6 protein-coding genes, 1 rRNA gene and 1 pseudogene are annotated in these 12778 nt (G+C 61.7%); 3 read left to right on the top strand and 5 right to left on the bottom strand.

Annotated features, from left to right (window positions below):
* Nucleotides 1–46 precede the first annotated feature (46 nt).
* Nucleotides 47–1577 (bottom strand): 16S ribosomal RNA (locus D3870_RS01925).
* 383 nt (nt 1578–1960) lie between these two features.
* Nucleotides 1961–2614: a GNAT family N-acetyltransferase gene (locus D3870_RS01920; RefSeq protein ID WP_242489825.1), complete on the bottom strand. Its 654-nt coding sequence runs from the start codon at nt 2612–2614 to the stop codon at nt 1961–1963.
* A 283-nt stretch (nt 2615–2897) separates the two neighbouring features.
* On the opposite strand from D3870_RS01920, the gene D3870_RS01915 reads away from it, so the two are divergent.
* The 3 genes and pseudogenes from D3870_RS01915 to D3870_RS01905 all read left to right on the top strand — a co-directional run bounded on the left by D3870_RS01915 (nt 2898) and on the right by D3870_RS01905 (nt 5026).
* Complete coding sequence (locus D3870_RS01915) at nt 2898–3284, top strand: winged helix-turn-helix domain-containing protein (RefSeq protein WP_119736216.1); 387 nt, start codon at nt 2898–2900, stop codon at nt 3282–3284.
* Nucleotides 3285–3322: 38 nt separating this feature from the next.
* A pseudogene (locus D3870_RS01910) lies at nt 3323–3850 on the top strand (IS630 family transposase); the annotation flags it as partial.
* A 42-nt stretch (nt 3851–3892) separates the two neighbouring features.
* Nucleotides 3893–5026: an ABC transporter substrate-binding protein gene (locus tag D3870_RS01905; protein WP_119741537.1), complete on the top strand. Its 1134-nt coding sequence runs from the start codon at nt 3893–3895 to the stop codon at nt 5024–5026.
* A gap of 43 nt (nt 5027–5069) precedes the next feature.
* Here the strand turns inward: D3870_RS01905 and D3870_RS01900 are convergent, their stop codons facing one another.
* The 3 genes from D3870_RS01900 to D3870_RS01890 all read right to left on the bottom strand — a co-directional run bounded on the left by D3870_RS01900 (nt 5070) and on the right by D3870_RS01890 (nt 12722).
* Nucleotides 5070–9518, bottom strand: coding sequence for an EAL domain-containing protein (locus tag D3870_RS01900; protein ID WP_119741535.1), 4449 nt, complete (start codon nt 9516–9518; stop codon nt 5070–5072).
* A gap of 70 nt (nt 9519–9588) precedes the next feature.
* Complete coding sequence (locus D3870_RS01895; protein WP_119736212.1) at nt 9589–10575, bottom strand: ABC transporter substrate-binding protein; 987 nt, start codon at nt 10573–10575, stop codon at nt 9589–9591.
* A 29-nt stretch (nt 10576–10604) separates the two neighbouring features.
* On the bottom strand, nt 10605–12722 hold the full coding sequence (locus D3870_RS01890; protein ID WP_119736211.1) for a TonB-dependent receptor plug domain-containing protein: 2118 nt from the start codon (nt 12720–12722) through the stop codon (nt 10605–10607).
* Between the last annotated feature and the right edge of the window lie 56 nt (nt 12723–12778).

The following is a 12778-nucleotide window of genomic DNA, read 5'->3' as shown; positions in this document are numbered from 1 at the left end:
TAACACACCGATAAGTGTGAGCACTTGACGCTCGTGCAAACTCTAGAAAGGAGGTGATCCAGCCGCACCTTCCGATACGGCTACCTTGTTACGACTTCACCCCAGTCACGAATCCTACCGTGGTGAGCGCCCTCCTTGCGGTTAGGCTACCCACTTCTGGTAAAACCCGCTCCCATGGTGTGACGGGCGGTGTGTACAAGACCCGGGAACGTATTCACCGCGACATGCTGATCCGCGATTACTAGCGATTCCAACTTCATGGAGTCGAGTTGCAGACTCCAATCCGGACTACGATACACTTTCTGGGATTAGCTCCCCCTCGCGGGTTGGCGGCCCTCTGTATGTACCATTGTATGACGTGTGAAGCCCTACCCATAAGGGCCATGAGGACTTGACGTCATCCCCACCTTCCTCCGGTTTGTCACCGGCAGTCTCATTAGAGTGCCCTTTCGTAGCAACTAATGACAAGGGTTGCGCTCGTTGCGGGACTTAACCCAACATCTCACGACACGAGCTGACGACAGCCATGCAGCACCTGTGCGCCGGTTCTCTTTCGAGCACTCCCGCCTCTCAGCAGGATTCCGACCATGTCAAGGGTAGGTAAGGTTTTTCGCGTTGCATCGAATTAATCCACATCATCCACCGCTTGTGCGGGTCCCCGTCAATTCCTTTGAGTTTTAATCTTGCGACCGTACTCCCCAGGCGGTCAACTTCACGCGTTAGCTGCGTTACCAAGTCAATTAAGACCCGACAACTAGTTGACATCGTTTAGGGCGTGGACTACCAGGGTATCTAATCCTGTTTGCTCCCCACGCTTTCGTGCATGAGCGTCAGTGTTATCCCAGGGGGCTGCCTTCGCCATCGGTATTCCTCCACATATCTACGCATTTCACTGCTACACGTGGAATTCTACCCCCCTCTGACACACTCTAGCCGTGCAGTCACCAATGCAGTTCCCAGGTTAAGCCCGGGGATTTCACATCGGTCTTGCACAACCGCCTGCGCACGCTTTACGCCCAGTAATTCCGATTAACGCTTGCACCCTACGTATTACCGCGGCTGCTGGCACGTAGTTAGCCGGTGCTTATTCTTCCGGTACCGTCATCCCCCCGAGGTATTATCCCAGGGGATTTCTTTCCGGACAAAAGTGCTTTACAACCCGAAGGCCTTCTTCACACACGCGGCATTGCTGGATCAGGGTTGCCCCCATTGTCCAAAATTCCCCACTGCTGCCTCCCGTAGGAGTCTGGGCCGTGTCTCAGTCCCAGTGTGGCTGGTCGTCCTCTCAGACCAGCTACTGATCGTCGCCTTGGTGGGCTCTTACCCCGCCAACTAGCTAATCAGATATCGGCCGCTCCACGAGCATGAGGTCTTGCGATCCCCCACTTTCATCCGTAGATCGTATGCGGTATTAGCCAGTCTTTCGACTGGTTATCCCCCACTCCAGGGCACGTTCCGATATGTTACTCACCCGTTCGCCACTCGCCGCCAGGATTGCTCCCGCGCTGCCGTTCGACTTGCATGTGTAAGGCATGCCGCCAGCGTTCAATCTGAGCCAGGATCAAACTCTTCAGTTCAATCTCTGTTTCTGCCCTCTCGGGCACAGTCGTTTCCGACTGGTCGCTCACTCAAAATACTGACAGGTAACTTCTTGCGAACTTACCTATATTTCTTTGCGAGCACTTGATATTTGTAAAGTTACACAGCAAGGCAAAACCCCGCTGCCGCACTCCCATCAAGCACCCACACTTATCGGCTGTTAATTGTTAAAGAACCACCCCGCCCGCACCGCATTCCTGCGACACCCCACCGAATCGTCTTGTTCGGCAGCAGCAGAGAAACGAGATTATGCAGGGGTTTCACCAACCCGTCAACTCCCAGTGAGAAAATTTTACGGACATATCTGGCGTGACCATCTCGCGCCTCTACTCATCAGCACGCGCATTGCGTTGTGCCGCAACTACTTCCCCCTGAACCTGGGCAGCCTTTTCCACCATTTGACCGCGGCTTTCGCATTCGCCTTCAACCGATAATCAAACGCCGCCACCTGCTCCTCCACCGCCTCGCGCAGCACACTGCGCGGATCGGCCGGCGGCAGTTTCAGGAACGCATCGGCCTCGCCGTATTCGCGATGGATTTCCATTCCTGCCTTGCGCGCGATATGCATCATGGTCTGGTTCGACGACAGGCAATGCATGTATAGCGTATCGACATCTTCATTGCGGCAATGGATCGCGGCGCGCTCGAACAACCTGGAGCCGATTCCCAGGCCGCGCGCCGACGCGGACACCGAGACGCCGAATTCGGCGGCGCGTGACTTGACCGTGGCGTCACTGACTGCCGGCACGTCTTCGCGCGGCAGGAAGGCAAGATGGCCGACGCCGACCAGCGCGAGCTTGCTGTTGTAGACGCCGAATACCGTGTCACGGGAAAAGTCGAGACGCTGCACATAGCCTGTGATCAGATCATCCGGCAGCACCGATCCAAATCGCAGCAATCGGTCGCCGTCGTCCAGCGCGAGGAAATGTTTCAGCAAGCGACGACGGTCGCGTTCCGACAGCTCCTTGACGCGCACTGACGGCTTTTCCGCGGGATGCAGTTCATCAGCATTCATTGCATTCTCTCCTCGTCGCATCGCATTTTGTGCGCCGCACAATCGCATTGTAAACGATGACCGTCCATGGCACTGCGCCCGGCAGGCAAGTGTCGGCCTTTTGAGACAAATCAATAACAGGCAATTAACACTCGTCGATTTCCGGGAGGGAATCCTACAATTATTTCCCGTACAGAAATATTCCAACCCTAGAGCAGTTTTGTCCTGACCTGCGTCACAAAGCTGTTGAACTACGGGATCGGTGCAGGATCGAATGGGATTGGCAGCGGCAGGAGACACGGTCATGGCGTGGCATCCAGGACAAGCCTACGGGCAAGATTTACGGGATCGCGTGCTAAACGCGAGCGGTTCCATAGCCGAGGTGGCGACCCGCTTCAGGGTAAGCAAATCGTACGTGGCAAGGGCCCGTTCGCGGCGGCACCGACTCGGGGATGATACGGCGGGTGTCCAGCACAACCATGTGCCGTTGAAACTGAGCGGACTGGAAGACGTGCTGGCCGCGCGCGTACAAGCCATCAATGATCAAACGCTGGAACAGTTGTGCCAATGGCTGCATGCCGAGCATGGCGTTCAGGTGAGCGTGACTACCATGTGGAAGACGCTGGCCCGGCTTGGGCTGAGCCTTAAAAAAAGACGCTCCATGCCGCCGAGCAGGAGCGCCCGGACGTAGCGCAGGCGCGTTGTGACTGGGCCGCCGAGCAGGGCTGCTTTGACGTGCGCCACCTGGTATTTCTGGATGAGACCTGGGCCGGCACCAGCATGACGCCGGCCCGAGGACGCTCCGTGAAAGGCACTCGCTGTCTCGGGCAAGCGCCTTGCGGCCACTGGCATACGACCACCTTCGTCTGCGCCTTGCGTACCGGCGGCCTGGTGGCGCCTTGCGTGTTCGATGGCCCGATCAATGGCAATGCCTTTCGCACCTGGGTACAACAGGTACTGGCCCCTGTGCTGCAACCGGGCGATATCGTGGTGATGGACAATCTCGGCTCGCACAAGGTCGTCGGCATTGCTGCTGCCATCGAGACCGCTGGTGCACAAGTGCGTTATCTGCCGCCTTACAGCCCCGACTACAACCCCATCGAACAAGTCTTTGCCAAGTTCAAAACGCTCCTCAGAAAAACTGCAGCTCGCACGATGGATACCCTCTGGTGTGCCTTCGGCGCCCTGCTCGATCAATTCAATGCCGCCGAATGTGAACGATACATTTGCCATTCTGGCTATGGCAAGTCAGGCTGAAACCGCTCTAGAATGAGCGACTCTCTTTTCAAGGAAATCACCATGAGATCCAGTTGGCGCCAGTCGTTTCTTGCCCTGTTGTTGGCTGCCACGGCATTTTCCGCGCGGGCGGAGGATGGCGTGACCGACAGCACGATCCTGATCGGCCAGACTGTCGGTTTGACCGGCACCGTCGCCGGCCCGGTCAAGGAAGTCAACGAAGGTGCCAATGCGTATTTCCATCAGGTCAACAAGCACGGCGGGATATACGGACGCAAGATCGAGATGCGCGTGCTGGACGACAAGTTCGACCCGGCGCTGACGCTTGCCAATGCCGAGACCCTGATCAAGAAGGAGCGCGTGTTTGCCCTGTTCCTCGGTCGCGGCACGCCGCATACGCAGGGCATTCTGCCTCTGCTGGCGGCCGGTAATGTGCCGCTGGTTGCGCCCAGCACCGGCGCGAAGGTGTTTCACGCGCCGGCGATTCGCCAGGTGTTCAACATCCGGGCGAAATACCAGGACGAGGTGATCAAGGCAGTCGAGCATTTCTCCACCATCGGCATCAAGAACATCAGCCTGTTGCACGTCGACGATGCGTTCGGGCAGGACGGACTTGAGGGCTTCAACAAGGTGATGGCGGCGCACAAGCTGACGCCGGTGTCCATCACGAAATTCGCGCGCGTGAAGCCGGATTACGCGGCGACGGCGGCCATTGTGATCAAATCGAATCCCGGCGCGCTGGTCATTGTCAGCTCGGCGAAGAACACGGTCGAAGTGATCAAGGCGATTCGCGCGCAGGGCGGGCAGATGCAGATCATGACGCTGTCGAACAATTCGTCCGATTCCTTCGTGAAGGATCTCGGTCCGGCGGGGGCGGGCGTTGTTGTGTCGCAGGTGACACCTGCGCCGCACTTGCTGACGACCACGCTCGGGCAGGAATTCAAGCTGGCGGCGAAGGAAAGCGGTGCGACGATGTCGTATGCGGCGATGGAGGGTTTCGTCAATGCCAAGGTGCTGGTCGAAGGTCTGCGCCGCGCCGGCAGGAATCTGACCCGCGAAGGTTTCATCCGCGCGATGGAGTCGATGCAGCGCGTCGATTTCGGCGGGCTGATGGTCACATATGGACCGGGCGACCATTCTGGCAGCGAGTTCGTGGAGCTGACCATGATCGGCAAGGACGGCCGGATCGTCAGATGACGGCCGGGCGCAGTGAGGAATCTCCGGCGCGCCGGCAGCGGCCCTACGCCTCCAGCTGCGCCGTCACATAGCGCAAGAACTCCTTCGCCGGCATCGGCTGGCTCAGGTAATAGCCTTGCAGGATGTCGCAGCGCCTCTCCTTCAGGAACTGCAGCTGTTCCTCGGTTTCCACGCCTTCGGCAACCACTTCCAGACGCAGGCTGTGCGCGAGCGCGATGATGCCGGTGACGATGGCGGCGTCGTCCGCATCGCTCGTCACGTCGCGCACGAATGAACGGTCGATCTTGATGATGTCGACCGGGAAGCGCTTGAGATAGGACAGCGACGAATAGCCGGTGCCGAAGTCGTCGATCGCCAGCCGCACGCCGAGATTGCGCAGGCGGTTGACCGCCTGCAGCGTGTCCTGCGCGTTTTCCATCAGGGTGCTTTCGGTGATTTCCAGTTCGAGCAGATGCGGCGGCAATCCGGTCTCGTCCAGCGCCTGTTCCACGATGCCGGCAAAGCCGGCCTGCATCAACTGCCGGACGGACAAGTTGACCGCCAGCCGCATGTCGGGCATGCCGGACTCGCGCCATTCCTGAAGCTGCGCGCAGGCGGTGCGCAGCACCCATTCGCCGATCGGATTGATCAAGCCGTTCTCTTCGGCCAGCGGGATGAAGTCGGTCGGGGAAACCATGCCGCGCTCCGGATGACGCCAGCGCACCAGCGCCTCCATGCCGAGAATCCGGCCATCGCCGACACCCGCCTGCGGCTGGTAGAACACTTCCAGCTCCTTGCGTTCGAGCGCGCGCCGCAGGTCGTTTTCCATGCGCACGTGTTCCGAGATCGAATGCTCCATCGACGGTTCGAAAAACTCGAAGCCGCTGTTGTTCTTCTTCGCCCGGTACATGGCCGTATCGGCGTGCTTGAGCAGCGTGCCGACATCGGTGCCGTCATACGGATAGATCGAGATGCCGACGCTGGTGGCGACGAAAATGTCGTGTCCGTCGATCTGGAACGGCGTGGACAGCGCGCGGCCGATGTTCTGCGCGGCGGCGAGGGCGGCGTTGGGTCCGATCACGTCCGCCAGCACCACGGTGAATTCGTCGCCGCCCAGACGCGCCACGCAATCGGCGTTGCGCACGCTGCGGCGCAGGCGCTGTGCGACCGCCACCAGCAGGCGATCGCCGACATCGTGACCGAGGCTGTCGTTGACGTTCTTGAAGCGGTCGAGATCGAGGAACAGCACGGCCACCGACTCTCCCGCGCCTCTCGCCTGCTCGATGTGCTGCCCGAGCTGCGCGAAAAACATCGCGCGGTTCGGCAGGCCGGTCAGGACGTCGTTGTAGGCGAGGTGGCGGATGCGTTTCTCCGCCTGGTTGATCTCGATGATGCGGCGTACGCGCTGGGAGAGCACCGCGAAATGAATCGGCTTGGGAATGTAGTCGCTCGCGCCGGCGGCGAATGCACGCTCCACCGATGCGGTGTCTTCCAGTGCGGTAATCATCAGTATCGGAATCGCGCGACCGTTCGGCAGTCCCTGCACGCGCGCGCAGGCGGCAAAGCCGTCCATCACCGGCATCACCGCATCCATCAGGATCACCTCGGGCTGCATGCGCTTGAGCATCGCCAGCGCCATCGCGCCGTCGGCAGCCTCTTCGACCCGGAAGCCGTCGCGCTGCAGTGTCACGCGCAGCGAGTTACGCGTGCTGCGGTCGTCATCCACCACCAGCACCAGCGGACTGTCGTCATTCTGGCGCGCGCCAAGCCGGCCTTCGATGCGGATCTGCGAATGCAGCGCTGCCGCCACCGCGTCATAGGCGTGGCGCAGGCGCTGCAGCAGCGGTTGAATCTCCGGGGCGCGCCGCTCGATCGCGAGTTCCTCGGCCTCCTTTGCAATTTGCGCGAGCATGGTGGCACCCAGATTGCCACTGCTGCCCTTGATCGCATGCGCGGTTGCGCGCGCGATCTCGGCGTCGCCGTCCCTGACCGCCTGCTCGAGCTGGTTCAGATAGGTCGACGTATCCTCAAGGAAAGGCGCGATCGATTGCTGCAACGCGGGCCCGAGGATTTCGCGCAGCTTGTCGAACGTTTCCTGATCCAGTGCGCGGCCATCCGTCGGCTCCATCTGCATGACTGGCGCCGGCGACGGTGCGATGCGGCGCTCCTCGCCGCGCCCTGCGAGCCAGCGGTCCAGCTTGTGCCGCAGCTCGACCAGCGTGATCGGCTTGGCGAGGTAATCGTCCATGCCGGCAGCCAGACACTTCTCCGCATCGCCCTGCTGTGCGTTCGCAGTCATTGCCACGATCGGCGTGCGCATTCCCAGCGGCTCTTCGAAATTGCGGATATGCGCGGTGGCTTCGTAACCATCCATTTCCGGCATGCTGCAATCCATCAGGATCAGGTCGAAACGGCTGCGGCGGGCTGCCTCCATCGCCTCGCGGCCGTTTGCCGCGAATTCGCAATGGCAGTTGTTCAAGGAGAGCATGCCGGCCGCGACCATCTGATTGGTGCGGTTGTCTTCCGCCACCAGGACGCGGAACTCCTTGCTGGACGAAGCACCGCCTGCATCGAGCGACGTGACCACTCCCGTGCCAGCCACACTGTCACCCGGCAGCAAGCGGCGGATCGCCGCCAGCACGCGATCCTGCCGCAGCGGCTTGCCGAGACAGGCATCGCCGTCCGGGGTGCCCGCCTCGAACTGCGAGGCGTAGCGGTCCAGCACCAGCAGATGCGGCGCACCCGAGACGGCATCGGCGCGTATCCGGCGCGCCAGATCGCCGCCCCGCTCATCGCTGGCATCCGCGTCGGCGATGACCATCCCGTACGGCATGTTCGCCTGTTCGGCGCGCACCAGCTCCACCATGGCCTGCGCGCCATTGCGCACGCAATGGCAATGCATGCCGTGCCGTTCCAGAATTTCTTCGAGGAAGCCGCGCACGATCACGCTGTCGTCCACCACCAGCACGCGCAAGCCGCGCATGGCCTTGTCTTCCGGCAAAAGCGGCAACGGCTCGCCCGCGCGACAGGTGATCGTGAACCAGAACGTGCTGCCCTTGCCTGCCTCGCTCATCACGCCGATGTCGCCGCCCATCAAATCCACCAGCTGCTTGCAGATCGCAAGTCCCAGTCCGGTGCCACCGAATCTGCGCGCAGTGGTCAGATCGGCCTGCGAGTACGACTGGAACACGTTCTTGATGGCATCTTCCGCGATACCGATGCCGCTGTCGCTGACTTCGAAGCGCAGTGCAAGACTGTCGCCGCCGACAACGCCGCCGGAGATGCGCAATGCGACCTCGCCCTGCTCGGTGAATTTCACCGCGTTGCCGGCGAGGTTCAGCAGGATCTGCCGCAGGCGCAGCGCATCGCCCTTGATCCGCTCGGGCACGCCGGACTCCACCAGATAGCCGATCTCGATTCTCTTTTTCTGCGCCTGCATGGCGAGCAATTCGATGACATCTTCCAGCAGCTTGCGCAGATCGAAATCGGTCTCTTCCAGCTTCAGCTTGCCGGCCTCCATCCTGGAGAAATCGAGAATGTCGTTGATCAGCTCCATCAGCGCATGCGACGACTTCCATGCCACATCGACGCATTCCTGTTGTTGCGGCGTCAGGCGCATTTCCTTCAGCATGTCGAGCATGCCTACCACGCCGTTGAGCGGCGTGCGCACTTCGTGACTGACCGTCGCGGCGAACTGCGCCTTCATCAGCGCGGTGTGCAGCGCGTCGTCGCGCGACTGCTTCAGCTCGGCCTCGCGCTCCTCCAGCACGGCCATCATCTTGTTGAACGCATGCGCCATCTCGACGATGTCGCGCGGTCCGTCGGGCGTGGCGCGCATGCCGGACTCGCCCGACTCGGCGCGCCCCATCAGGTTGTACAAGGCGTTCAACGGACGGATCATGCGCTGCGCCAGCTGCCGCATGACGATCAGCAGCAGCACCGCGAACGACAGGGTGATGGCGAGATTGCCGAGCAGCAGGGAGCCGACAAGACGTTCCAGCGTGCCTTTGCCGATCGTCACATACACATAGCCGATCAGTTGCGGCTTCCGCTCCTGCACGTCGAACGGCGAGGATTCGCCCTGGCCGCCATAGACCGGCGCGCCGAAGCGCCAATGGTCGGAGGACTCGTGTTCCAGCATCGGTTGCGCGATCGCGCTCTTTGGCGGCCACGCATCACCCGCCGGCTCGGCTTCGCCCTGCCTCGTTTGCGACAGCAGGATACGATGCGCCGTATCCGTGATCTGCACCTGCAGCACATCCGGGAAGGCGAGCGTGGTGGCGATGCCTTCGCGCGCGTTGTCGGCAGAGTGGTACAGCAGCGCAAGCACGCTCTGCCGCGCCAGATTCTCCGCAATGCGCTGACCTTGCTGGATGACGTAGCCTTCCATGCGCCGACTCGCTTCCCATGACGTGATCAGCGAGGAGAACAACGCGAGGCCGAGAATGGCGGCGGTGACGGTGACCGTCAGCTGCCGGCGAAAGCGGGTACGGCGCAGGTAGTCGTGCAGCATGCCGGCCTCCGTCACAGGAATGAAACTACAGTCGTTGCATGCCGCTCGGGGTGCTTGGTGATTTTGCTCATCATGGCTCCGGGAAGATGAAATCGAAACTGCGTTGTTGTTGATAGCCGAGGTTCAGGCCGAGGTGGCTTGCGGTTCTCAGATTGATTGCGGTGTGCACTTCGCGCAGCGGCACCACGCCGCGCTTGCGCGCTTCGCCGGACGAGCCCGTCGCTGCCAGAGCCGCGTTGGCGAGCGTGCGGCCGAGTTCCAGATTGTTCGGATACAGCGCAAACAGCGCGCCTTTCTTCACATGCAGGAAGCTGCTGGAAAAGACCGGCACGTTGCGGTTCCATGATTCCTTCAGGACCAGCGGCAGGATCGTTGTCTCGTCGACCGTGGTCGCATCCTGCGGCAGCCAGATCGCGTCGCGCCGGCTGTCGGCGTTCGCGAATGCCGCGTCGTACAAGCGCGCTGCCGAGGCCAGGTCGCGCGCCTCCTGCGCGACCAATTCCAACCCCTGCGACCTGGCCGCATCGCGCGCCAGCTTGATCAGCCAGTCATTGCTCTGCGGATTGAAAATGACGATGACGCGTTTCGCGGCGGGGAACAGGGTCTTCAGTCGCGAGAACAGCAGCGCCGGATCGGGCGTGAGGCTGTAGGCGATCAGATTGCGCGCGTCCGACTCGGGAACCGAGAGCACGCCGCCGGCCACCACGGCGATGTCGCGGTCCAGCCCCGACGCCGCCTTCAGTCCCTGCCGCCCGAGCGCAATCACGCCCCTGACGCCGGCGCGCTTCAACTGCCCGTTCAGCTCGGCCGCATCGGTGTTCGGGCCGATCGCGTAAGTGCGCGCCGCCACCCGGACGTTTTCCTCGATGCCTTCGATGATCTTTGCGAATATGCTGCGGTACGGTTCGCCGATGTCCGGATGGATGACCGCGATGGCGCCCGCCGCCGATGCGTGTGCGCCGGCCTGCTCAGCACCGACTGTCGCATGCGCGATCGCCAGCCACAAACCAAGCAGGCATCTCAGCACGACGCGACAGGGCATGGTCCGCATTGTCATTGTGGTGTCCGTCCGGCGTTCACGGGCATTCAGAAACGGTTCTGCAGCTGCACATAGAACGCGCGTCCCGGCAGCGGCAGATCGAACGGAATATTCCCCGGTGCGAAACTGGGCTCGCGCGCATCCCGGTTGAACAGGTTCGTCACCATCGCTCGGACCTCCCAGTTGCCTGCGAGCTTCTCCCGGCGCAGGCTCAGATCGACCGTCGTGTAATCGGCAATCGGCGCACGCGTGTCGCCCGGCTGGCGCTTGCGGTCCGCCACATGATTGGCGGTCACGCCGAATTGCCACATCGGCGCAAGGCGCCAGTCGGCGTGCAGATAGAGCCGCCGGCGCGGTGCGAGACCGGCATCCTGGCCGGTCGCATCGTCGGTAGAACGTTGCAGCGAAAGATTGCCCGACAAGCGCAGGTTGCGGTGCGCATCCCAGCTCGCCTCCAGTTCCACGCCGCGTCCGGTTTGGCCGGGCGTATTCTGCGCGGTCGAGCCGGATGACGGATCCGCATTCGGCATAAAGCGGATGACGTCCTGCATGCGATAACGGAACAGGCTGAGATTGGTCTGCAGTCCCGGCGTCGGCTGCCACGATGCGGCCAGTTCGTTGGTGACGATCGTTTCCGGCGTCAGATTCGGATTGCCGATGGATACTGGATTGTTGATGTTGTACTGCTCGGCGAAGGACGGCGCACGGAAAGCGCGGCCGTGCATCGCCTTGAGCACGACGTTGTATGCCGCGTCCCACACCAGCGCCAGACGCGGGTTGGTGGTGCCGCCGAAATCCGAATAATTGTCGTGCCGCACGCCAGCCGTCAGCGTCCAGTCCTTCGCCAGGCTCCACTCGTCTTGTGCAAATGCGTAGGCGAGATGCCGCTTGTGCGGTTGCAGGTAGACCAGAGACGGATTGCCGGTTGCGTCCACAATGGTCCCCAGGGGCGTGAATACCGGACCGACTCCCGGCACCGTCACGATGGTGTAGTTCTTGGTTTCGGGCGCGGCGTACAGATTGTCTTCCCGGAACCCCGCGCCGAACCGGATCCGATGCCAGTCGAAACCGCTGTACAGGGCCGAGAAGCCGATATGCGCATGCCGCTCGGAATGCCCGGGATTGCCGATCACCCCATTCGGAAAAGCACCGCCGAATGCGCCGGGTGGAAACAGCAAGAACGCGGGGTCCGCCTGCTTTTCCTTCACATCATAGTAATTGACCACGCCCGACACATCCCAGTTGGGGGACCAACGGGCATTCCGGTACGTCAGATCCAGATACAAGCGCGTTTCGGGGACACGCGCCTTGGGATCAAGACTTTCCGCCAGGCCCGCGCCGACACCGACTTCCCGTTCCTGGTAACCGGCGCGAAAACGCCAGTTGTCGTAGGCGAGATCGGCGCGCGCATCCAGCGTATCGCGGCCGACGCTGACCGGCCCGGGAGCAAGCGATGCGCTGGTGCCGAAGGCCTGGTCAATGGCGGATTGACTGTCCCGCTGGATGATGCCGCGCTGACCATCGGTCTTGCCGACACGCAGATAAAAGGCGGCGTCCAGCGGCCCCAGTTTGCCGCCATGCTGCATCCATGCATCGCGCGTGTTGAAGCTGCCGGCCCGCACCCCGACCTCGGTGCCGTTGATGTCCTCGGCAGTCTTGGTGATGACATTGATGACGCCGGCGTAGGCATCGGCGCCATACAGCGCCGAACCCGGTCCGCGGATGATCTCGATGCGCGCCACATTCTCCAGCGGCATGCCGCCCCACACCAGACTGCGATTCCCCAGATAGACATTGGTGATCGGCAGGCCATTGACCAGCATCAGGACTTGCGGATTGTAGTTGGTGAAGATGCCGCGAAAACTGTAAATCGGTTGATAGCCGAGCGACGATACGGACACATGCAGGCCCGGCACGCTTTCGAGCACCTGGTCCAGATCGGTGGCGCCGGTGGCTTGAATGTCTTGCGCGGTAATGACCGTGGCGACCGCCGGGGCGCGCGCGACGGATTGCATGCTGCCCGTGGCAATGCTGATGGCGGACTTCCCGCCGTAAGCCAGTGCGAGATCGTCTTCCTCGGAGGTCTGCGCAACGACGGCACCGGCGCAGGCCGATATCAAGCACGCAGCAAAGGCTTTCTGTCCCGGTGACCGTATCGCTCGCATGGCTTGTTTGTCTCCTGATTGTCTGCAAATCAGATTTCCCTGCAACGTCTGGTCCA

It is taken from the genome of Noviherbaspirillum cavernae, from assembly GCF_003590875.1.
In the GTDB taxonomy this organism is placed as follows: Bacteria; Pseudomonadota; Gammaproteobacteria; order Burkholderiales; family Burkholderiaceae_D; genus Noviherbaspirillum; species Noviherbaspirillum cavernae.
The sequence above is the reverse complement of the archived record's forward strand: the minus strand, read 5'-3'. Positions and strand labels throughout refer to the sequence as shown.

What these genes read in the sequence shown, in the direction of transcription:
- D3870_RS01890 (WP_119736211.1), bottom strand. Translation starts at nt 12,722, where the DNA reads ATGCGAGCGATACGGTCACCGGGACAGAAAGCCTTTGCTGCGTGCTTG.
- D3870_RS01895 (WP_119736212.1), bottom strand. Translation starts at nt 10,575, where the DNA reads ATGACAATGCGGACCATGCCCTGTCGCGTCGTGCTGAGATGCCTGCTT.
- D3870_RS01905 (WP_119741537.1), top strand. Translation starts at nt 3,893, where the DNA reads ATGAGATCCAGTTGGCGCCAGTCGTTTCTTGCCCTGTTGTTGGCTGCC.
- D3870_RS01920 (WP_242489825.1), bottom strand. Translation starts at nt 2,614, where the DNA reads ATGAATGCTGATGAACTGCATCCCGCGGAAAAGCCGTCAGTGCGCGTC.
- D3870_RS01900 (WP_119741535.1), bottom strand. Translation starts at nt 9,518, where the DNA reads ATGCTGCACGACTACCTGCGCCGTACCCGCTTTCGCCGGCAGCTGACG.
- D3870_RS01915 (WP_119736216.1), top strand. Translation starts at nt 2,898, where the DNA reads ATGGCGTGGCATCCAGGACAAGCCTACGGGCAAGATTTACGGGATCGC.